At 58.1% G+C, this 22,444-nt stretch carries 23 protein-coding genes and 3 tRNA genes; 4 read left to right on the top strand and 22 right to left on the bottom strand.

The features are described from left to right. Positions 1-137 precede the first annotated feature (137 nt). From flgM to BVH74_RS10380, 3 genes are all read left to right on the top strand, one after another. Positions 138-464, top strand: coding sequence for a flagellar biosynthesis anti-sigma factor FlgM (gene flgM / locus BVH74_RS10390; protein ID WP_080049996.1), 327 nt, complete (start codon positions 138-140; stop codon positions 462-464). Positions 465-515: 51 nt separating this feature from the next. Next, positions 516-974 (top strand): flagella synthesis protein FlgN, encoded by a 459-nt coding sequence (locus BVH74_RS10385; protein WP_080049995.1) that lies wholly within the window; start codon positions 516-518, stop codon positions 972-974. Between the two features lie 66 nt (positions 975-1,040). Then, positions 1,041-1,784, top strand: coding sequence for a flagellar brake protein (locus BVH74_RS10380; RefSeq protein WP_080049994.1), 744 nt, complete (start codon positions 1,041-1,043; stop codon positions 1,782-1,784). Between the two features lie 6 nt (positions 1,785-1,790). On the opposite strand, the gene BVH74_RS10375 is transcribed toward BVH74_RS10380, so the two are convergent. Beyond that, a complete protein-coding gene (locus BVH74_RS10375) occupies positions 1,791-3,113 on the bottom strand; it encodes an MFS transporter (protein WP_080049993.1) in 1,323 nt (440 codons plus the stop codon). A gap of 64 nt (positions 3,114-3,177) precedes the next feature. After that, a tRNA-Arg gene (locus tag BVH74_RS10370) sits at positions 3,178-3,254 on the bottom strand. 361 nt (positions 3,255-3,615) lie between these two features. Here BVH74_RS10370 and BVH74_RS10365 point away from each other — a divergent pair. Beyond that, a complete protein-coding gene (locus BVH74_RS10365) occupies positions 3,616-3,933 on the top strand; it encodes an Arc family DNA-binding protein (RefSeq protein WP_080049992.1) in 318 nt (105 codons plus the stop codon). A gap of 97 nt (positions 3,934-4,030) precedes the next feature. Here the strand turns inward: BVH74_RS10365 and BVH74_RS10360 are convergent, their stop codons facing one another. The 20 genes from BVH74_RS10360 to BVH74_RS10275 form a co-directional block, all read right to left on the bottom strand. Further along, entirely contained in the window at positions 4,031-5,167 is a 1,137-nt protein-coding gene (locus tag BVH74_RS10360; protein WP_080049991.1) for a sodium ion-translocating decarboxylase subunit beta, read from the bottom strand. Positions 5,168-5,179: 12 nt separating this feature from the next. Further along, positions 5,180-6,964 (bottom strand): sodium-extruding oxaloacetate decarboxylase subunit alpha, encoded by a 1,785-nt coding sequence (oadA, locus tag BVH74_RS10355; RefSeq protein WP_080049990.1) that lies wholly within the window; start codon positions 6,962-6,964, stop codon positions 5,180-5,182. Positions 6,965-7,017: 53 nt separating this feature from the next. Next, entirely contained in the window at positions 7,018-7,272 is a 255-nt protein-coding gene (locus tag BVH74_RS10350; RefSeq protein ID WP_080049989.1) for an OadG family protein, read from the bottom strand. A 187-nt stretch (positions 7,273-7,459) separates the two neighbouring features. After that, positions 7,460-8,899, bottom strand: coding sequence for a magnesium transporter (gene mgtE / locus BVH74_RS10345; RefSeq protein ID WP_080049988.1), 1,440 nt, complete (start codon positions 8,897-8,899; stop codon positions 7,460-7,462). Positions 8,900-9,059: 160 nt separating this feature from the next. Then, positions 9,060-9,136 (bottom strand) — tRNA-Arg (locus BVH74_RS10340). Between the two features lie 98 nt (positions 9,137-9,234). Continuing rightward, positions 9,235-9,325: transfer RNA gene (locus BVH74_RS10335), tRNA-Ser, on the bottom strand. A gap of 60 nt (positions 9,326-9,385) precedes the next feature. Beyond that, a complete protein-coding gene (csrA, locus tag BVH74_RS10330; RefSeq protein WP_022963267.1) occupies positions 9,386-9,571 on the bottom strand; it encodes a carbon storage regulator CsrA in 186 nt (61 codons plus the stop codon). Between the two features lie 215 nt (positions 9,572-9,786). After that, positions 9,787-11,028, bottom strand: a complete 1,242-nt coding sequence (locus BVH74_RS10325) for an aspartate kinase (protein ID WP_080049987.1) — start codon at positions 11,026-11,028, stop codon at positions 9,787-9,789. A 73-nt stretch (positions 11,029-11,101) separates the two neighbouring features. Then, positions 11,102-13,723 (bottom strand): alanine--tRNA ligase, encoded by a 2,622-nt coding sequence (gene alaS, locus BVH74_RS10320; protein WP_080049986.1) that lies wholly within the window; start codon positions 13,721-13,723, stop codon positions 11,102-11,104. A 143-nt stretch (positions 13,724-13,866) separates the two neighbouring features. Further along, complete coding sequence (locus tag BVH74_RS10315; protein ID WP_080049985.1) at positions 13,867-14,394, bottom strand: glutathione peroxidase; 528 nt, start codon at positions 14,392-14,394, stop codon at positions 13,867-13,869. Between the two features lie 59 nt (positions 14,395-14,453). After that, positions 14,454-15,506 (bottom strand): arginine N-succinyltransferase, encoded by a 1,053-nt coding sequence (astA, locus tag BVH74_RS10310; protein ID WP_080049984.1) that lies wholly within the window; start codon positions 15,504-15,506, stop codon positions 14,454-14,456. Between the two features lie 2 nt (positions 15,507-15,508). Further along, positions 15,509-16,531: an arginine N-succinyltransferase gene (gene astA / locus BVH74_RS10305; RefSeq protein WP_080049983.1), complete on the bottom strand. Its 1,023-nt coding sequence runs from the start codon at positions 16,529-16,531 to the stop codon at positions 15,509-15,511. Positions 16,532-16,546: 15 nt separating this feature from the next. Further along, complete coding sequence (locus tag BVH74_RS10300) at positions 16,547-17,761, bottom strand: aspartate aminotransferase family protein (RefSeq protein WP_080049982.1); 1,215 nt, start codon at positions 17,759-17,761, stop codon at positions 16,547-16,549. Between the two features lie 65 nt (positions 17,762-17,826). Next, entirely contained in the window at positions 17,827-18,822 is a 996-nt protein-coding gene (locus BVH74_RS10295; RefSeq protein ID WP_080049981.1) for a GlxA family transcriptional regulator, read from the bottom strand. A 110-nt stretch (positions 18,823-18,932) separates the two neighbouring features. Next, positions 18,933-19,754 carry an SDR family oxidoreductase gene (locus BVH74_RS10290; RefSeq protein WP_080049980.1) on the bottom strand — a complete coding sequence of 274 codons (822 nt, stop codon included), beginning with the start codon at positions 19,752-19,754 and terminating at the stop codon, positions 18,933-18,935. Positions 19,755-19,896: 142 nt separating this feature from the next. Then, the gene (locus tag BVH74_RS10285; RefSeq protein ID WP_080049979.1) at positions 19,897-20,514 is read right to left on the bottom strand and encodes a tRNA-uridine aminocarboxypropyltransferase; all 618 of its coding nucleotides are present in this window, start codon (positions 20,512-20,514) and stop codon (positions 19,897-19,899) included. Between the two features lie 45 nt (positions 20,515-20,559). Then, on the bottom strand, positions 20,560-21,618 hold the full coding sequence (locus BVH74_RS10280) for a PA0069 family radical SAM protein (protein WP_080049978.1): 1,059 nt from the start codon (positions 21,616-21,618) through the stop codon (positions 20,560-20,562). 143 nt (positions 21,619-21,761) lie between these two features. After that, a complete protein-coding gene (ccoM, locus tag BVH74_RS19060; protein ID WP_269434083.1) occupies positions 21,762-21,884 on the bottom strand; it encodes a cytochrome c oxidase subunit CcoM in 123 nt (40 codons plus the stop codon). A 91-nt stretch (positions 21,885-21,975) separates the two neighbouring features. Further along, on the bottom strand, positions 21,976-22,152 hold the full coding sequence (locus BVH74_RS18870; protein WP_165443776.1) for a hypothetical protein: 177 nt from the start codon (positions 22,150-22,152) through the stop codon (positions 21,976-21,978). Between the two features lie 41 nt (positions 22,153-22,193). Beyond that, positions 22,194-22,439, bottom strand: a complete 246-nt coding sequence (locus BVH74_RS10275) for a hypothetical protein (RefSeq protein WP_155121707.1) — start codon at positions 22,437-22,439, stop codon at positions 22,194-22,196. Positions 22,440-22,444 lie beyond the last annotated feature (5 nt).

Here is a 22,444-nt window from a genome sequence, read left to right as displayed (position 1 = left end):
CAACCGACTGGGTTATACTGCGGCATCAGCAACCTGCGGCATTTTGTGCGCCCTGTCACAGGTTTTTTTCCTAAAGTTTTTCCAACATCGGCCGTTACAGGTGTTGATAGAAAATATTAGGTCCTGAGGACAACAGAATGGTTATTGACTTCAACGCTTCCAACAATGCCAACGGCAGCAGCCGTAGCGCCCAGAGTGGCGCCGCAGCGGGTAAGCGCGATGCTGGGCTCGAAAGCGCCAGCAAAGACCAGGCCAATAAGGCTCCGGCCAGCCCGCCGGCGGCAGATACCGCAGTCAAGCTCAGCAGCCAGGCACAACAATTGCAGGCTATTGAAGAACGCCTGCGCGATTTGCCGGAAGTTGACAGTGAACGCGTCGCCCAGATTCGCCAGGCTATCGCCCAGGGCAACTACAGCGTCGACAGCACCCGTATTGCCGACAAGCTGCTGAACCTGGAAAACTGATCCCCGCCACTCCCCCTGTGCGAGTGGCGGCTAGCGCCAAGGAGCCACCGCATGCAAGACCTTAACGCCATCATTGAGCGTACCCTTGAGCACGGGCGTCAATTCATTGAGCTTCTGGACCAGGAACTGGCCGCTCTCAGCGCCCGCGACCTACAGCAGCTTGACACTCTGGTAGCCGCCAAAGCCCCCGCGATAGAAGCACTGAGCCAACTGGACAGCGCGCTCACCAGCTACTGCCAGAGCCAGGGCCTGGCCGCCACCGGCGAACTTGAGCGTCATATCCATGACACTCACGGCGAAGCCTTGCACACTCAATACCGGGAACTGCTTCAGGCTTTGCAACAATGCCGTGAAGCCAATGAGCGCAACGCCCGACTGGTTCATCACAACCAGCACGTCACGGTGCGCCTGCTCGACATGCTGCGCAACCAAGGCGAACCCAGTAGCAATTTGTATGATCGCCTGGGTCAAATTCATGGCAGTCAAGGCAGGCCATTGAGCAAGGCCTGAGATGGCTGTCACAAGGCCATCAGCCTGCTATAGTTGACCGATTGTCGTTCGAGCCGAGATACCTAAGTGTCAAACCTGTTTGAAGAAGAAGCTGGCCCACAGCCGCCCCGCGAGATTCGTTCGAGCATCGAAATCCTGGCCCTGCTCAAAGGTTTGCAGCAACACCGTGAACCGCTGAAAATCAGCTTCGATGATCGCCACCAGGCGTTTCAGAGCTTTATCGTCCAATTGGACAGTGATCGTCTATGGATCGATGAGTTGATCCCCCAGGAAGGCAATCGCTACATGAGCCAGCAGGAAGCCTTTCAGGTGGACGCCTGGCGTGACGGCGTGCATATTCGTTGGTACTGTCCGAGCGCCCGCCAGGTCATGCTCGATGACGCTCCGGCGTTTGAAACCAGCCTGCCGCTTGAATTGACCTATCACCAGAAACGTGGCGCGTTCAGGGCAGCTGTAGCCCGCGGGCTCAATACCAAACTCGGACTGGTCCACAGTCAGCGCAGCTATGAAGCCAACGGCCAACTGATCGACATATCCGCCACCGGCTGCAAAATCCGCCTTGCCGGTGCCTGGCACGAACGCCTGCAACCAGGCGAAGTGTTCGACCTCAGTTACTTGGAACTACCCGATAGCGGGCGCATGCCGGTAAGCGTGGAAATCCGTCATTGCCACTACGACGCCAACCAGGATGAAACCCAGGTAGGAATCAAGTTCAAGCAGGCCAGTCCCAATATCCAGCGCCAGATCGACCGCTTCGTCAACCAACTCCAGCGCGAGGCCCGCCGTTTTGAGAAGAATGATCTGTTCTGACCCTGTCTAGCCGGGGCGATGATCGGCCTGATCTTCGTCCCGCTCGCTCATTGCAGCCAGCGCATCACCATCGTCCAGCATCTGCTCGACCACCATCTGCTCATCAACCCGCGGATCCAAAGCAGCCGCCAGCGGTGAACTCACTACGTTACCGGCAGCCGGCATAAAATGAACTGGCGCCTCTTCGACCAGATGATCACCCGTTACCGTACCCGGTCTGACCTTGACCACCAGAATCATGCTGCAGCAGGCCATAAACACATAGAGCATCTCAATGCCCCATTGCTTCATCACCAGCGAACCCAGCAAAGGCCCCAAACTGGCACCCAGACCGAAGGTCACCAGCAACATTGCCGAGAGCGGCACCCGCTCCTCCTGCTCAACATGGTCGTTGGCCAACGCTACCGCCAAAGGATAAAGAGTGAAGGCTAGCACCCCAAACATCGCAGTCAGCACCAGCAAGGCAAAATCGGGAGCCGCCGTCAGAGCGATGATCAACACCACTCCGGTCAGCACAATGGCATTCAACTGAATGGTCCGACTGCGTTCAAAACGGTCCGACAACCAGCCTGCCGGCCACTGCGCGCACAAACCAGCACCAATGGCCACGGCCATGAATACCCCGATTTCCGAGGTGCTCAAACCAACACCGCTGGCAAACACCGGAGCAAGTCCATAGAACGCGCCCAGCAGCAAGCCGGCAACCGCGACAGTGGTCAAGGCCTGCGGAATCCGCTGCACAAATAACCGGACCTTGAGTGGTGCCGGGTGCAACGGTGCAGGATGCAGGCGCTTGGTAACCGCGACTGGTACCAGACACAGGGAGAAGCACATCGCGACCAACAGCAGATGCTTGATATCCAGCTCCGGCATGACCGTCAGCACCACCTGCCCCAAGACCAGCCCCAGATAGGTCACTACCATATAACTGGCGAATACCATGCCACGCTGATGGGACTCGGACTGCTCATTGAGCCAACTTTCAAGCACCATGTACTGACACATCATCGCCATGCCGACCAGAATGCGCAGCCCCAGCCAGATCTCGACACTACCGGTCAGAGCGTGCCCCAACACCGATGCTGTAACCACCCCAGCACTAGCCACGAAGGCGCGGATATGACCAACCTGAGCGATCAACCGGTGCCCTACCGACGCACCCAGCACCAGTCCCAGGTAATAGCCGGTCATCATCACACCGATCCACAGCTCGCTCACTCCGTCCTGGGCCAGTCGCAACCCAAGATAAGTACTGAGCAAACCGCTGCCAAGCAGCATCAACAGCGTGGCGAAATACAACGAGGAAAACGCAGTCAAGGTTCTGGGCATCGATCCTCCATGGAAACAACATAACCGACGTATAGAGCCAGTGTAGGCAACGATAACAGGGAAATGGTGCGCAAGGCCGGATTCGAACCGGCGACCTACCGCTTAGGAGGCGGTTGCTCTATCCAGCTGAGCTACAAGCGCACAGGGAACCACTGGTGGAATTACCACTCAAAGAGTGACTGGCCAACGGGGCCGTCGCTGAAATGGTGGCGGCATCTTACCCGAAAGCCAAGCCGCTTGACCACTCTAGACAGGCCAGACCGCCGGATAGTTCCAAAATGCCATCCGTCGGAATTTTGTCACAAAGATAGACATTATTTTGTCGCCAATGTGCCATCTGGTTCAAAAAAAGAGTATAAAGGCAGGCACTGAAGTAGAAATTGCTGTCAAAATTCATCTATGGCGCTGATGCCTGATTGGCAGGTGTTCTGGATGGCAGGAAGCCTCGCGGATTCCAATTGGCCAGTATCGATTAATCTTCAAAAGCGATTATTGTTGCCCTATGAAAACTGCAACCCAAAACTACACTAGCCGTACCGCCGACAAGTTTGTCGTTCGCCTGCCGCAAGGTATGCGCGACCGTATTGCAGACGTCGCCAAACAACATCACCGCAGCATGAACTCGGAAATCATCGCCCGGCTGGAACACAGCCTGCTGGATCTGCCCAGCCTGCCCGAGCATCCGAGCCGCCATGTTCTCAATGACCAACAACTGGACAACCTGAGCCACCCCGAACGCGAACTGCTTTTGCGCTTCCGGGAAATGAGCCGGCGCCAGCAAAACGCCCTGCTCGCCCTGCTGGCCAGCGAATCTGCCTGAGCCTGATCAGCTCACTCGCAGGCACCCCGTACCCGGCTTAGACCGGGCACAAAAAAACCCGCTTTCGCGGGTTTTTTTGTTGGCTGGAGCCAGCTTATTAGCCGGCAAAGCTGAGCAGGATACCCGCCGCCACTGCCGAACCAATCACCCCGGCAACGTTCGGCCCCATGGCATGCATCAGCAGGAAGTTCTGCGGATTGGCCTCAAGACCGACCTTGTTCGAGACCCGTGCGGCCATCGGCACCGCCGAAACCCCAGCCGAACCGATCAGCGGATTGATCGGCTGCTTACTGACCAGGTTCATCAACTTGGCCATCAGAACACCAGCCGCGGTACCAACACAGAAGGCCACCATACCCAGTACAAGGATACCCATGGTGGTCAACTGCAGGAACGACTCGGACTTGAGCTGCGAACCTACCGCCAGACCCAAGGCGATGGTAACGATGTTGATCAACGCATTGCGGGCGGTATCGGCCAGACGCTCGACCACACCACACTCGCGCATCAGGTTACCGAAGCACAGCATGCCAACCAGAGGAGCCGCTGAAGGCAACAGCATCGCCACCAGCATCAGCAGCAACAGCGGGAAAATGATCTTCTCGGTCTTGCTGACGACCCTCAGCTGAGTCATGGTGATGGCCCGCTCTTTCTGCGAGGTCAGAGCACGCATGATCGGCGGCTGCAGCATCGGCACCAGCGCCATATAGGCATAGGCCGCCACAGCAATCGGTCCCAGCAGGTGCGGAGCCAACTGCGAGGTCACGAAGATCGAAGTCGGACCATCGGCACCACCAATGATGGCAATCGACGCGGCTTCCTGGATACTGAACTCAAAACCAGGAATACCCCAGGCCGTAAGCGCCAGAGCCCCAAGCAAGGTACCGAAAATACCAAACTGGGCCGCCGCACCAAGCAACAGAGTACGCGGATTGGCAAGCATGGGACCAAAATCGGTCATCGCCCCCACGCCCATGAAGATCAGCAGCGGGAATACTGTGGTTGGTACCCCGGCACTGTAGAACATGTACAACAACCCACCCGGATCACCCATGCCGGCGATCGGCAGGTTGGCGAGAATCCCGCCAAAGCCAATCGGCACCAGCAGCAAGGGCTCGAAGCCCTTGCGAATGGCCAGGTAGATCAAGCCCAGACAAATGACGATCATCACCAGTTGGCCAGGTGCGATATGGGCCAAACCAGTGGTTTGCCACAACTGGAGAAGCTTCTCCATGAACCTTCCCCCTTAACCGATGGTCAGCAAGGTATCGCCGACCGCTACCGCGTCGCCGACCTTGACGTTGACACTGCCAACAGTGCCGGCCTTGAAGGCTCGCACTTCGGTTTCCATCTTCATGGCCTCAAGGATCATCACCAGATCACCCTCCTGGACCTGATCGCCCGGATTGACCAGCACCTTGAAGATATTGCCAGCCAACGGAGCAGCCTGCGGGTCACCGCCACCAGCCGGCAACGCAGCAGGCGCAGCAGCCGGAGCGGCACCATCGGCAGAGACAGGCTTGATACCAGTGATATCACCACCATCGGCAACCTGAACCACGAACTCCTTGCCATTAACGGTCACGGTATAGACTTCCGGCTCGCCCGGCTTGGCCGCGGCACTGACTTCCTTACCTGTCGGCACCGGCTCGAAGGCATCGGAATTGCCACGATTTTCCAGGAATTTCAAACCGATCTGCGGGAACAGCGCATAGGTCAGCACGTCGTCGATTGCATCGGCGGCCAGCTTGATCCCTTTCTCCTGAGCAATTGTCTGGAGCTCGGCGCTGAGCTTGTCCATTTCCGGCTCGAGCACATCAGCCGGGCGGCAGGTAATGGCTTCAGCGCCATCCAGTACACGGGCCTGCAACTCGGCATTGAACGGGGCCGGCGCAGCGCCGTACTCGCCTTTCAGAACACCGGCAGTTTCCTTGGTGATCGACTTGTAGCGCTCACCGGTCAGGACATTGATCACCGCCTGGGTACCAACGATCTGTGAGGTAGGAGTTACCAGCGGGATAAAGCCCAAGTCTTCGCGCACGCGTGGAATTTCGGCCAGCACGGCATCGAACTTGTCACTAGCGCCCTGCTCCTTGAGCTGGCTTTCCATGTTGGTCAGCATGCCACCCGGAACCTGGGCAACCAGAATCCGCGAGTCCACACCCTTGAGGTTACCCTCGAACTTGGCGTACTTCTTGCGCACCTCACGGAAGTAGGCGGCGATTTCTTCCAGCAGATCCAGATTCAGACCGGTGTCGCGATCAGTATCCTTGAAGATCGCTACTACCGACTCGGTCGGCGAGTGGCCATAGGTCATGGACATTGAGGAGATGGCAGTGTCGACATTGTCGATGCCGGCCTCAACAGCCTTGAGGATTGCAGCAGTCGACAGACCGGCAGTGGCATGGCACTGCATGTGAACCGGAATATCCAGAGTCGCTTTCAGGCGCGAGACCAGCTCAAAGGCCGTGTATGGAGTGAGAATCCCAGCCATATCCTTGATCGCAATCGAGTCCGCCCCCATGTCCTCGATTTGCTTGGACAGGTCGACCCACATGTCGATGGTATGTACTGGGCTGGTGGTATAGGAGATCGTGCCTTGAGCGTGCTTGCCCTGCTTCTTCACAGCCTTGAGGGCGGTTTCAAGATTGCGCGGATCGTTCATCGCGTCGAATACCCGAAACACATCTACGCCATTGACGGCGGCACGCTCAACGAACTTTTCCACCACGTCGTCGGCATAGTGCCGATAACCCAACAGATTCTGACCGCGCAACAGCATTTGTTGACGGGTATTGGGCATGGCCTTCTTCAGCTCACGGATACGCTCCCAAGGATCCTCTCCCAGATAACGGATACAGGCATCGAAGGTCGCTCCGCCCCAGGACTCAACCGACCAGAAACCAACCTGGTCGAGTTTGCCGGCAATCGGCAGCATGTCTTCCAATCGCATCCGGGTCGCAAGGATCGATTGATGGGCGTCGCGCAAGATTACATCGGTAATGCCCAGGGGCTTCTTGGTATCGGTCATAGGGTTATGGCCTTTGTTTGTAATGGGAAACCGTGATTAAAGAAAAATGGGTGTCAGGAGCGGCGCTTGGCGCGGTGCTGCTTGATCGCGGCACCGATGACGGCGATGGTCTCGGCATCGACCGCAGCCGGAGCGGCAGGCCGGGCAGCGGCGGCAGCCGGTGCAGGGGCCGCTTCAGGGAAAAAGCGTCCCAGAATTCTGGACATGAGGGTTGTCGCGATCACCAGGATCACCAAGAAAGTGAACACCGAGCCCATGCCGATGAGCATCAGTTCCACACCTTCAAGCAGCAAGTCGGACGAAGTCATTGTATCTCCTGCAATAATAAGGCACGCCAATCGGCATGCCTTTAAGATATCAGCGGAACAAATCGGCGACTGATCAGCCGCAACCCTCCCAGATTGATCCCGCCTATAGCAAAAACCGGGCTAATGTATCCTGATGTGACATTTTTAGCAATCCAGGCGACATCACTGACCACTCGGTCAGCCTATTTCAGAGCAGGAAGATAGTTGCGAGCCCCAGGAAGATAAAAAAGCCGCCACTGTCAGTAATTGCGGTGATCATAACACTTGAGCCCAGCGCCGGATCACGCCCCAGGCGTAGCCGGATCAAGGGTATGAATACCCCCATAACAGCAGCCAGCAACATGTTCAGCGTCATTGCCGAGAGCAGTACGACCGACAACGGCAGATTGCCATAGAGCAGATAGGCCACTCCAGCCAGTACCATTCCCCAGAACAAGCCATTGAACAGCGCCACACCGACCTCTTTGCGCAACAGCCGCTTACCGTGAGCGACCTGAACCTGGCCGGTGGCAATCCCGCGCACGATCATGGTGATGGTCTGATTACCCGAGTTGCCACCAACCCCGGCAACGATTGGCATCAAGGCTGCCAGCGCCACCAACTTCTCAATCGAGCCCTCAAACAAGCCAATCACCCGCGAAGCGACCAGCGCAGTACAAAGGTTGATTGCCAGCCAGGCCCAACGGTTGCGCACCGACTTCCAGACCGAGGCGAAGATATCCTCCTCTTCGCGCAGACCCGCCGCATTCAGCACTTCAGCTTCACTCTCCTCACGGATATAGTCGACCATCTCATCGATAGTCAGACGCCCGCACAGCTTGCCCTTGGCATCCACCACCGGCGCCGTCACCAAATCATAACGCTCGAACGCCTGGGCAGCCTCCCCGGCATCATCCTCCGGATCGAACACCACCGGATCCTCGGCCATGACTTCCCCCACCAGAGCATCGGGGGAACCAACCAACAGCTTCTTGATCGGCAATACGCCCTTGAGAGCGCCTTCGGTATCAACCACGAACAGCTTGTCGGTATGGTCAGGCAACTCATCGAAACGTCGCAGATAGCGAATCACGACCTCAAGGGTGACATCATCGCGAATGGTCACCATATCGAAGTCCATCAACGCCCCAACCTGATCCTCGTCATAGGACAAGGCCGACTTGAGTCGCTCACGTTGCTGGGCATCCAGCGTATCCATCAGCTCACGAACCACATCGCGCGGCAGATCCGGAGCCAGATCAGCCAGTTCATCAGCATCAAGGGAATTGGCAGCCGCGATGATCTCGTGGCTGTCCATGTCGGCGATCAGGGTTTCCCTGACCGCGTCGGAGACCTCAAGCAGGATGTCGCCATCACGCTCGGAACGTACCAACTGCCAGATCGCCAGACGCTCTTCCAGCGGCAGCGATTCTAAAATGAAGGCAACGTCAGCCGGGTGCAACTCGTCAAGCTTGCGCTGCAACTCAGCCAGGTTCTGCTGATGCACCAGATGCTCAACCAACTCCTGATGCTGACCCTCCTGCTTGTGCACGAGGTTCTCCACCAGACGATGGCGATTGAGCAACTGCACCACCTGGTCCAGCCGGTCCTGAAGACTTTCCGGAGATTTTCTGTTGAGCTCTGACATAGCCATACTTCCATGACAGGACAAACCAGCGCTGGTCGACCCTTGCGAATCAACGATAGCCAACGCTTCCAAGCCTAGCAGGCTTTGGACGCCGGCTCAGCCTCGGCGGCCACCCTTCGGGCAAAAAAAAACCCACTGACATGTCAGTGGGTTTTCTGTATGGCGCACTCGGGAGGATTCGAACCTCCGACCGCTCGGTTCGTAGCCGAGTACTCTATCCAGCTGAGCTACGAGTGCGTTGTGGGTGCGAATTATAGGGCTTTTAAACCACCTGTCAAACATTTTTTTCTTTAATTTCAGAAACTAACGTTTGACGCCACTACAACAAGCAAAAGTGGCGGAGAGGGCGGGATTCGAACCCGCGATACCCTTTTGAGGTATACTCCCTTAGCAGGGGAGCGCCTTCAGCCTCTCGGCCACCTCTCCGTAACACGCGCAGAATACTAACTGCGCGCCGCCGCGAATGCAACGAAAAATTCAATAAAATTAGCTATTTGGTTCTTCATCCTTTTCTTTCTGGATGCGCTGGTAGATTTCCTCGCGATGCACCGCCACTTCTTTCGGGGCGTTGACGCCAATTCGCACCTGGTTTCCTTTGACACCCAGTACGGTTACAGTCACTTCATCGCCCACCATCAGGGTTTCACCAACCCGTCGAGTCAGAATAAGCATTCCATTTCTCCTTGCTTTGATCAGGACACAGCAGTCTGCAAAAAACCGGCTTGTTGCCTGTCGATACAGCCGGGACGGCTAGTCATCTTGACCGCTATCCCTGCCCCGTGTTCGTCCGCTTTAGTCGCAGATTGTTTCCACGGTTCCTCGACCGGCGGACACGGCAGCCAGACACCGTGCCCTGAGGGGCAAAAAACCCCAACCCATCAATCAGATTATAGGTGATCGCCAGCTGCCGCTTCGGCATCCAGGTCGAATGCGGTGTGCAAGGCACGTACCGCCAGCTCCAGATACTTCTCGTCGATTACTACCGAGATCTTGATTTCCGAGGTGGAGATCATCTGAATATTGATACCGTCGCGCGACAGCGCCTCAAACATTTTGCTGGCAACGCCAGCATGGGAGCGCATGCCAACCCCAACGATCGAGACCTTGGCGATCTTGTCGTCGCCACCGACCTCCCGGGCGCCGATATCTTCGGCCACCTTACGCAGAATGTCTTCCGCCTTGCGCAAGTCATTGCGGTGCACGGTGAAGGTAAAATCGGTAGTGTTATCCTGGGCCACGTTCTGAACAATCATGTCCACTTCAATATTAGCGGCACTGATCGGCCCCAGGATCTTGAAGGCCACACCCGGGGTATCAGGCACACCACGAATGATCAGCTTGGCTTCATCACGGTTGAAGGCAATACCGGAAATGACTGGTTGTTCCATTGAAGCACCTTCCTCAAGGGTAATCAGGGTCCCGGGACCCTCTTTGAAGCTGTGCAGCACGCGCAGCGGGACGTTGTACTTGCCGGCGAACTCGACCGAGCGGATCTGCAGCACCTTGGAGCCCAGGCTGGCCATTTCCAGCATTTCCTCAAAGGTGATCTTGTCCAGTCGGCGGGCACGCTCCACCACCCGCGGATCGGTGGTATAGACCCCATCAACATCAGTATAGATCTGACACTCGTCAGCCTTAAGCGCAGCGGCCAGAGCTACTCCAGTGGTATCAGAGCCACCACGACCAAGCGTAGTAATGTTGCCTTGCTCATCGACCCCCTGGAACCCTGCAACAATCACCACCCGACCCGCCTCAAGATCGGCGCGGATATTGGCGTCATCGATATGCTGGATGCGGGCCTTGTTGTGGGCGCTGTCGGTAACGATGCGAACCTGGCTGCCGGTATAGGAAACCGCCGGCACGCCCCGGGACTTCAGGGCCATGGCCAACAGACCAATGGTTACCTGCTCACCGGTGGAAACGATCACATCCAGCTCACGCGCATCAGGCACTGCCTGCATTTGCTTCGCCAGATCGATCAAACGGTTGGTTTCGCCACTCATGGCCGACACCACGATCACCAGATCGTGACCCTGCGCCTTGAACCCCTTGATTTTCTCGGCCACCTGGGCAATGCGTTCAACGCTACCCACCGAGGTACCACCAAACTTCTGGACAATAAGTGCCATGTGTTGCACCAACCTCCATTAAAGTCGGTTATCCCGACCCCGCCACCAGGCACCGACAGGTGCCTGCCCCAAACTACTGTTGCGCCAACCACTCCAACGCCCCGGCCAGCGCAGCATTGAGCGCCGCCACTTCGGTACCGCCACCCTGCGCCATGTCCGGACGTCCGCCACCCTTGCCACCAACATTGGCAGCAGTATTGCGGATCAGGTCACCAGCCTTGACCCTGGCCGTCAGATCCTGAGTGACCCCGGCAACCAGCACCACCTTGCCATCCAGTTCGCCGCCAAGCAGGATCACCGCCGAGCCGAGCTTATTCTTCAACTGATCAACCAGCGCCAGCAGGGCCTTGCCATCAAGGCCATCCAGGCGCTTGACCAACACGGTCAAGTCACCCAGAACCTGAGCCTCTGCAACCAGATCGCTGCCGGCAGCGCTGGCAGCCTTGGCCTTGAGCTGCTCGACATCTTTCTCCAACTGGCGATTGCGCTCAACCAACCCTGATACCTTGTCCAACAGGTTATCGCGACTACCCTTGACCAGTTGCGCCACCTGGCGCAACTGGTCCTCGGCCTCAGCCACATAATCCAACGCGCCTTGACCAGTTACCGCTTCCAGACGACGCACGCCAGCCGCAATCCCACCTTCACTGATAATCTTGAACAGGCCGATATCGCCTGTGCGCTCGACATGAGTACCACCGCACAGCTCGACCGAAAAACCGCCGCCCATGGTCAGTACCCGCACCTGCTCACCGTATTTCTCGCCGAACAGGGCCATTGCCCCCTTGCGCTTGGCGGTCTCAATATCGGTAACTTCAACCTGCACCGCCGAGTTGAGCCGAATCTGTTCATTGACCCGCAACTCCAGTGCACGCAACTGTTCGGCGGTGATCGCCTCGAAATGACTGAAGTCAAAGCGCAGACGCTGACTATCCACCAGTGAGCCCTTCTGGGTCACATGCTCACCGAGGATCTCGCGCAACGCGGCATGCAGTAGATGGGTAGCCGAGTGGTTGAGCTTGGTAGCTTGGCGCACCCCGGCATCGACCACTGCCTTGAGCGATGCGCCGACACTCAGACCGCCCTTGGCAACCACACCATGGTGCAGATGAGCCCCGCCAGCCTTGGTCGTGTCGCGGACATCGAAACGCACACCAGCACCTTCCAGGTAGCCGGTATCGCCCACCTGGCCGCCGGACTCTGCATAGAACGGAGTTTGATCCAGCACCACCACGCCAGTTTCACCATCAGCCAGTTGATCGACTGCCTTACCGTCGCGGAACAGAGCCACAATCTTGCCTGCCCCATCGGTACTGGCGTAACCCTCGAACCGGGTATCGGCATCGACCTTGACCAGGCTGTTGTAGTCCAGGCCGAACTGGCTGGCCGAACGGGCGCGCTCGCGCTGAGCGTCCATCGCCACCTCAAAACCGGCCTCATCGATCGACAGGCCGCGCTCACGGGCGATATCACCAGTCAGATCCACCGGGAACCCATAGGTGTCGTACAGCTTGAACAACACATCACCGGGAATTTCATTGCCCTCAAGACCCGCCAGATCCTGTTCGAGAATCTTCAGGCCCTGCTCCAGAGTTTTGGCGAACTGCTCTTCCTCGCTCTTGAGCACCCGCTCGATATGCGCCTGCTGCGCCTTGAGCTCAGGGAAGGCCTCGCCCATCTCAGCCACCAGAGCCGCCACGATCTTGTGGAAGAACAAGCCCTTGGCCCCAAGCTTATTGCCGTGCCGGCAGGCACGGCGAATGATCCGGCGCAGCACATAGCCACGCCCTTCATTGGAAGGCAGCACACCATCTGCGATCAGGAAACCGCAGGAGCGAATGTGGTCTGCCACCACCTTGAGCGAGGCAGCATCATCGTTGGCACAACCAATCGCCTGGGCAGCCGCCTTGAGCAGGCTCTGGAACAGGTCGATCTCATAGTTCGAGTGCACATGCTGCATCACCGCACTGATGCGCTCCAGCCCCATCCCGGTATCGACACTGGGCGCCGGCAACGGCTGCATCTGGCCGTCGGCAGTCCGATTGAACTGCATGAACACGTTGTTCCAGATCTCGATGTAACGGTCACCGTCCTCTTCCGGGCTGCCAGGCGGGCCACCCCAGATTTCCGGGCCGTGGTCAAAAAAGATCTCGGTACAGGGGCCGCAGGGGCCGGTATCGCCCATCGCCCAGAAGTTATCCGATGCATAGGGCGCACCCTTGTTGTCACCGATGCGCACCATGCGCTCGGCCGGCACGCCAATTTCCTTGTTCCAGATCTCATAGGCTTCATCGTCACTGGCATAGACGGTGACCCAGAGCTTTTCCTTGGGCAAGTTCAGCCATTTATCCGAGGTAAGAAACTCCCAGGCATAGTGGATGGCGTCACGCTTGAAGTAGTCACCAAAGCTGAAATTGCCGAGCATCTCGAAGAAGGTATGGTGACGCGCAGTGTAGCCGACATTCTCCAGATCGTTGTGCTTGCCGCCGGCACGCACACACTTCTGACTGGTAGTGGCGCGGGTATAGCCACGCTTCTCAAGCCCGAGAAAACAGTCCTTGAACTGATTCATCCCGGCATTGGTGAACAGCAGGGTGGGGTCGTCCGCGGGAATCAACGAACTGGAGGCGACACGGGTATGCCCCTTCTCTTCAAAGAAGCGGAGGAAGGCTTCACGGATCTCAGCGCTTTTCATAGGTCCCTTACCACAAGATTGTCGGCCCATGCGCAGGCCCGGGCACAAGCCGGCCGCACGCATGGCAAAGGGTTGCATTATATAGGTATAAGGTGACAGCGCGCATCAGCCGCCGGTTTGATAATCCCTATGATGCTGATAGATCACAGGGCTTTTTCCAGCGCCTCGATAAAGCGTGGATCATCCGGACTGACAGCACTGGGAAAACTGGCCTTGACCTGACCGTCACGCCCGACAATGTATTTGTGGAAATTCCAACGTGGACGCTCACCCGCCTGCTCAGCCAGAGCACGATACAGCGGATGCGCCTGCTTGCCGGTGATCACCTGCGGTTCGCTCATGCGAAAGGTGACGCCATAATTGACATAACACACCTCGGCAATGGCTGCCTGATCCCTGGCTTCCTGACGAAAATCATTGGAAGGCACGCCCAGAACCTCCAGGCCTTGTTCGCGATAGCGTTGATAAACATTCTCCAGCCCTTCGAACTGCGGGGTATAACCGCAAAAGCTGGCGGTATTGACGATGATCAGCGGCTTGCCAGCAAAACCGCACAAGTCGATGCGATCCTGCGAGCGCAACGCCGGCAACTCATGCTGCAACAAAGCTGGACACTGCCCGGCGAGCGCCCATACCGGTAGCAGCATCAGCAACACCAGTAGACCTCGCATGAACTGAACCTCCCTCATATGATTGGATAATTCAGTATAGAAGACCCGGCAATCAGCCGTCAGCCCGGCAGTTGGTAGGGGTCAAGCATGCTATCCCCCTGCCGGCCGACCAGCGACACAGCCCGCACCGGAGTTCCGGCACGCAACCCCAGCCGCTCAGCGGTATCCGGCGCCACCACCAAAGTGCCCGCTGCCACACGGGCCGAAGCCGCGACTATCCGGCAATTGTGGCGGCCGCGATTATGGATCAGATAGGAACTGGCTTCATCTCCCGGCGTACCAACCGCCAGCAGCAATATCTGACTATCACTGACTGCACGCACCTGGGCCAGCGGTGCCTCCAGGGTCGCACCACCATCGAAGATATCGATATAGCCTTGATAGCTCATGCCCTCCTCGCGCAGCATCGACAGCCCTGGCTCGGAATCAGGGTGCACCTGACCGATGGCAGCACGCGCCTCATCGCTGAGAAAGCAGGCATACAGTGGAAATTTTGGCATCATCTCAGCAATGAAGGCCTTGCTGCCGATCCCGGTCAGGTAATCGGCCCGGGCAAACTCCATCTTGAAAAAATGCCGGCCCAGACTATCCCAGAACGGTGAGCGCCCCTGCACATCGGAACGTCCACGCATCTCGGCGATGACCCGAGCAGCAAAATCCTGGGCATACTCGGCCATGAACAGGAACCGGGCCTTGGACAACAATCGCCCCTTGAGCCCCTGCCGGTGTTCCGGCGGCAGGTACAGCGAGCACAACGCCGTGGCTCCGGTCAGATCATTGACCAAAAACAGCGTCGGCTGCTGCCGGTAGACATTCAGTTCCCGGCTAGCCGTGACCGTCAACCCCATGCGATAGCTGTACCAGGGTTCGCGCAGACCTGCGGCGGCGACCATCCCGCTCGTGCCTATCACCTTTCCTGCCTCGCTTTCGAGCACGAACAGATAGTCCGCATCGGCCATCGGCATGCCCCCACGGAAACTCTGCTCAACAACCTGCAAGCGTCTGGCAAGGCGCTCCTCGCTGGCCGGCAAGGTGGTCAAACCGGAGCCAGCGGCGCTGGCCATTTCCAGCAGCGCCTGCAAATCCCGGCTACCCGCAGCTCGTACCAGCATATTCAGACCTCCTTGACCAACCGAACCGCGTCACCGGCGGCCACCTGCAACAACTCGGCCTGACGATTATCCAGGGTTAGCGGCTGCCCAGGCTGCCAGTCCAGTTCCAGCATCGTGGCCCGGAAACCGCCAACCTGACCATTGGCCACCAGCCAGCGCTGCGAACCGCCCGCGCTTTTGCCAACCTGAACCGCAGCCTGATAGCTGTGCCGCACACTGAGCAGGTCGGCGGTTTTGGCATGCACTACCGGCCCACCATCGAAGATATCGACATAATTGTCGGTTTCGAACCCCTCGCGCAGCAGGATATCGAACACCCCCTGTGCCGACGGATGAACCTGACCAATCACCTCCTGCGCTTCATCCGACAGCATCGGTACATAGATCGGATAACCCGGCATCAGCTCGGCCAGGAAACTGCGCCCACGACTACTGCCAATCAGCTCGGCCTCGCTATAGCTGACCGCGAAGAAATGTCTCCCGACCGCATCCCAGAACGGCGCATTCCCCTGCTCATCGCTGATACCGACGATCTCGACCGCAATCGACTCGGCAAAACGTTGCGGATGACTGGCCATAAACAGCAACCGGCCACGGGCGTTGAGCGCCATGGCCGAACAGTGCTGCTGGTATTCAGGCTGCAGATGAAACCCGGCCAACAGGCTGTAACCGGTCAGATCATGACACAGCGACAATACGTGAATACGGTTGTGCAACCCCAGTTCACGCGAGGCATGCACGAACATTTCGTTGCGGAAGGTATAGAACGGCTCACTGAAACCCGCCGCCGCGATGATACTGCTACAGCCGACCAGACGCCCACTGTCAGCATCCTCCAGCACGAAGAAGTAGCGCTCCTCACCGCTGAAGGCGACCTCTTCAGCCATTGACGCTTCAGAGCTTTCAATGATCTCGGCCAGCCGCTGACGGTCCGCCGGCAATGAGGTCACCCCCACAGGACTGGCGGCGGCCAGCGCTTCAATGGCGCTCAGGTCGGCGGTACAGCACAGGCGTTGGACCAGCATGAAAGCCTCCGGGTATCAACCAGCCAGACTGGCCAGTGCTGCGCGCAAGCGCTGCAACGCTTCGCGGATATCCGCTTCAGGGATTACCAGACTCGGAGCCAGGCGCATCACATCAGGCCCAGCCTGCAGTACCAACAAGCCATGGCGCTGAGCAGCCTCCTGAATATCCCGGGCCCGGCCACGCCAGGCCTCGGTCAATACCGCGCCAATCAGCAACCCACGCCCACGAATCTGTTCGAATACCGGAAACTCGGCGGACAGCGCCATCAAGCCTTCGGCCAGCAACTGATGACGCGCGTCGACACCCTGCAACAGCTCCGGGGTATTGACGATATCCAACACCCGTTCGGCCACTGCACAGCCCAGCGGGTTGCCACCATAGGTGCTGCCATGGGTACCCACCCCGAAATGCTGGGCAATTCGGTCACTGGTCAGCATTGCGGCAATCGGGAAACCGCCGCCCAGACTCTTGGCGCTGGTCAATATGTCCGGCACCACGCCACTGTGCATATAGGCAAACAGCTTGCCGGTACGACCCATTCCGCTTTGCACTTCGTCGAAGATCAACAGGGCATTGTGCTTGTCACACAGCGCCCGCACGCCTTGCAGGTATGCATCCGTCGCCGGAATCACCCCACCTTCGCCCTGAATCGGCTCAATAACCACCGCACAGGTACGCGCTGACATAAGCTGCTCAAGTGCCGTCAGGTCGTTATACGGTACATGACTGATACCTTCGATTGCCGGACCAAAGCCCTGCGAGTATTTTGGCTGACCGCCAACACTGACGGTAAACAGGGTCCGGCCATGGAAGCTGTTGGTGCAGGCGATGATCTCATGCTTGTCCGGCCCGGCGGTTTCATGCGCCCAGCGCCTGGCCAGCTTGAACGCCGCCTCATTGGCCTCGGCGCCAGAGTTGGCAAAGAAAACTTTCTCGGCGAAAGTCGCTTCAATCAGTTTGGCCGCCAGCCGCAGGGCCGGCTCATTGGTCAACACATTGGAGACATGCCAGAGCTTGCCGGCCTGCTCGGTCAGTGCCTCGACCAGACCAGGATGGGCGTGCCCCAGGGCATTGACCGCAATGCCGCCGGCCAGATCGATATAGTCACGACCCTGCTGATCCCACAGGCGCGAGCCCAGGCCACGAACAGGTACCATGTCCACTGGCGCGTAATTGGGAACCATGACCCGATCAAAATCCGACCGGTCGACCTGCATTGAATCCGACATTGCTCTCCTCTCCTCTGCCCGCCCCTTGGCGGAATAATCACGACTGAAGCCCGGCAGCCCCCGGCTCATTGTTCTTGCGTATCCTTGGCACCGGCATCCATCGCCTGCTGGGCACGACGTTGGTTGCGATCCTCTCGCGGAGTGATGCCAAAGCAGTTCCGGTAAGCACTGGAAAAGTGCGGACCAGATGAAAATCCGCAGGACAAGCCGATCTGAATGATCGACTTGCTGGTTTGCAGCAGCATTTGCCGCGCGCGATTCAGACGCAGTTCCAAGTAATACTGCGACGGTACGCTATTGAGGTATTGCTTGAAAATCCGTTCCAACTGGCGCCGTGACACGCACACATGGCGGGCAATTTCATCAGTGGTCAGAGGCTCCTCGATGTTCGACTCCATCAGGATTACCGCCTGGGTCAGCTTCGGATGAGTACTGCCCAAACGATTGCGCAGCGGCACCCGCTGACGCTCACTGCCATCGCGAATCCGTTCAAGCACCAGGTCCTCAGCTACCAGAGCTGCCAGATCCTGCCCATGATCTTCGGCCACCAGACTCAAGAACAGATCCAGCGTGGCCTGACCACCGCTACTACTGAGCCGGGCCCGGTCCTGCTCGAACAATTGGCTGGAAGCAGTCACCGCCGGAAAACGCTCGCGGAACTCATCGATCATCCGCCAATGCACCGCACAGCGGTGCCCATCAAGCAACCCGGACATCGCCAGAGGGAAAACACCGCCTTCAATCGCCCCCAGCGGCAAGCCATCACGCGCCAGCGTCCGCAAATGTTGCACCAGGGTTGCCGGTAGGGTCTCGGGCAACTGATCGGCAACCAGCCACAGCCGGCGCAATTCGGGATACGGGGCTTGCCATTGCCGGGCAGGCATCTGCAACCCTTCCGGGCTAACCAGCGGCTGGCCGTCCAGGCTGAAGCAGTCGACTTTGTAACAGAGGCTCTCAGCCATGCGATTGGCCGAGCGCAATACCGAAAGCGCAGGCACCAGAGTGGCCGGGTGTGTTCCCGGCCAGAGAAGAAAAGCAACCCGCCGCGTATCAGCAGCCATCCGTGACTCCGCGCCCGCAGTTGAACAACATGATACGCCTCAGCCCTGCCCTTTCAGGTCAAAGACGCATTGTGCCACAACCACAGCGCGCTGCCACTGGGGCGGCGCGGTTATTCGGCCAGCGGCAAACCCATTTTTTTCGACGCAAGGCGTGCCATATCGTCGTAAATGACCTGCGGGTCGGCCTGTTTGAGCGCCCAGGCCTGTTTGCCAGCCTCGTGCGGCAGGATCATGAACTGATCGGCCTGACTTTCCCGATAAATGATGTCGGCCACCTCGGCCGCAGTAATGGGCGAGCTTTCCAAAAGTTTGGCCACTTGCTGCTTGCTCTGTTGGTCCGGGCCGCGGAAGGAGTCCAGCAGATTGGTCTGAAAGAACGACGGACACACCACACTGACCTTGATGCCCAGCGGACGCAGCTCGGCCAGCAGGCTTTCCGACAAGGCCACAACACCAGCTTTGGCTACGTTGTAGTTGCTCATCCCAGGTGACTGCATCAGTGCCGCCATCGAAGCAATATTGATGATCTGGCCCTGGCGCTGCTCGGTCAGCATTGGCATGAACGCCTTGCAGCCCTTGACTACGCCCATCAGGTTGATGCTGATCTGCCAATCCCAATCCTCAAGCGACAGATCCCAGAAAAATCCTCCAGAAGCCACTCCGGCATTGTTGATCAGTACCTCGACACCACCCAGGCGCTCCTGACAGGTCTGGGCCAACGCCGCCAACTGACTGAAATCGCGTACATCGCAGCGCTGAGTCAACGCCCAACCACCAGATGCTTCGACCAGCGCCCGGGTTTGCTTCAAGCCCTCATCCTGAATATCGGCCAATAGCAGCCTGGCGCCTTCGCGTGCATAGCGCAGAGCCAGCTCCCGGCCCAACCCACTACCCGCTCCAGTGATCACCACTCGTTGCCCAGTCAATTGCATAAATGCCTCTCTAATCGCAGCAGTTCGCCATAATTCGGCGATTGAGTTCTTGTTTTTGTATGGCCTCAGTCTAGCGACTGAAAACCCGGCTGATGAGCAAAGATGGGCAACATCACTGCGGCGAATGGGCCACCCCCATCAGTCACTGATGGGGGTGATGCGCATGATAGGTATCCAGGCCCATGGCCTGAATCTGCCCCTCGATCATTCGCTCGAAGGGCTTTAGCAGGGGAGAGAAGTCCGTTTGCGGTTCGATCAGGCTCAAGGCCAGAACACCAGCCTCAATGGTTGCCAGGGATTCGGCCGAAGGCGCCTTGCGCAACCGGTACCGGCTCTTGCCGGCAACTGGCAGCGCCACCCTTGGCAACTCCTGCAGCAGCGGATTGAGATACAGCAGCTTGCGGGCCTTGCGCCAAGTGCCATCGAGCAACACCAATTGTCGCGGGCGCGAATCTTCCACCGCGGCACTCAGCAGCGGCACATCCGGCCCTGGGAACAGCAGTTCGGTACGCCAGTTCGAGTCACGTAGCCAGGCCTGCCACTCGGGCTGATCATCCAACCGCTCCACCACCAGCAATTGGCACTGACGCAGCCCCAGAGCCAGCAGGCGTGCAGTATTGAGCGCATGCTGGCGTTCGCTCGGGTGCTGGATAATCAGCACTCGCGTGCGAGACTCCAGGTCGGGTATCCAGGGACACAGGCAGTGATCAAGAGGGCGCTGGCAGCGCTGACAGCGAGGACGCTTGGATAAAGTAGTCATGCCACTATTCTACTGCGCTCAGACCCTAGCTACCGTCACTGACATTCAAAACAACCCCATTTGTCGACCTGGCGGGGCAAACTGCGAACAATCCAGCTCGCTGCTACCCTGCGCCCGTTGCAGCCCCAGACGCCGACAGGCCAACTGAAAGCGCTGGGCCAGCAACTCGGCAAACGGCCCCTCACCGCGAAAGCGCTTACCAAAGCTGGCATCATAAAGTTGGCCACCACGCGACTGGCGCAACAGACTCAGTACATGCTCGGTCTTGCCCGGATAATGCTGTTCTAGCCAGTCCTGAAACAGGCTTGCCACCTCACGCGGCAAACGCAACAGCATATAGCCGGCACTGTCGGCACCAGCCGCCACCGCCGCGTCCAGCAGATGCTCCAACTCATGATCATTGATCTGCGGAATCATCGGCGAGCACAGCACCCCAACCGGGACCCCCCGCTCACGCAGCGCGCGAATTACCCGCAGACGCGCCGCTGGAGAAGCCGCGCGCGGCTCTAGTCTGCGCTTCAGGTCATCGTCCAAGGTAGTCAGACTGATCATCACCCGGACCAGACGCCGCTCAGCCAGAGCCACGAGCAGATCCAGATCACGCAACACCAAAGCCCCTTTTGTAACCAGGGTCAGCGGATGGCGATAGCGCAACAACACCTCAAGACACCTTCGAGTCAGGCGGTAGTTGCGTTCGATTGGCTGATAAGGATCAGTATTGGCTCCCAGATTGATTGGCGCACAACTGTAGCCAGGCCGTGACAGCTCCTGTTCCAGCAAGTCAACGGCATTGGTGCGGGCAATCAACCGGGTCTCGAAATCAAGCCCCGGCGACAGATCCCAATAGGCATGACTTGGTCGGGCGTAACAGTAGATACAACCGTGCTCACAACCTCGATATGGATTGAGCGAGCGATCAAATGGCAAGTCCGGCGAGTTGTTACGGCTGATGATGTGCCGCGACTGTTCTTCGCGCACCTCAGTCACGCAGCGTTCAGGCAACTCCTGGAACCAGCCGTCATCACAAGATTCGCTGTGCAGCGGGGCAAAACGATTGACCGGGTTAGCCTGGGCACCGCGCCCCGATTGGTATTGAGAAGTCATGGCAAACCTCAATAACTGTATTTATATACAGTATCACAGCCACACCCACCCACTACCACCAGCAACAAAAAAAAGGCGGTCAACCCAGAAGGTGACCGCCAAAGGCCTTGCGAGCCATGCACTTGAAAACCATTGAGGCCTACTCAGGAACGCTTGTTCTTGGCCTTGCGACTATCGGACCAGATGAAATAACCGACCCCTCCCAAGAACGCGATCATCAAACCAACCGTCAACACACCGGCAATCACTGCATCATCGATATACATGGGCTTCTCCCCACCTTGCGTCCATCAACGATTGCAGAATATCCACAAAAAAAATCCGGGTTATTGACCCGGATCAATTTTGCGAACTTTTCTAACGTTTGCGGGATTTCTTCTTGCCGCGAGCCGGCTTGGCGGGCTTGCTCTTGAGCGGGAAGGCTTGCTCAAAGGCCGAGCGCACCTGCTGCAGCCTGGCCTCGTGAATGTCGTGAATACGTTCGCGGCGTGCTTCATCAAAATCAATGATGGCGGGTTGCTGGGGTTTATCCATGATAGGTCACCTGCAATTGTCCCTTACAGACTACCACCGGCTCAGACTTCGATGTCAATCAACAAGCCTTTGCTGGGCAACTCAACCGGCTCAACCGTCGCAGCGCCTGACTCGGCATCAGCCTCTCCCAGCCTGCGCCGGCGGCTGCGGCGCCGCTCGGGCAAGTGGCCAATATCGCGTTGACGCCTTTCCAGATATTTGTCGTCCACGGCCTCGCGAGTCGGCCCGGTTTCCGCCGTCGGCTGGACCTGGCGCTTGGGCTTGATCACGTCTTGTTGCGCTCCCACGTTCG

Origin of the sequence: Halopseudomonas phragmitis (assembly GCF_002056295.1) — a bacterium.
Lineage (GTDB): Bacteria > Pseudomonadota > Gammaproteobacteria > Pseudomonadales > Pseudomonadaceae > Halopseudomonas > Halopseudomonas phragmitis.
This window is presented reverse-complemented; position numbering and strand designations above follow the sequence as displayed.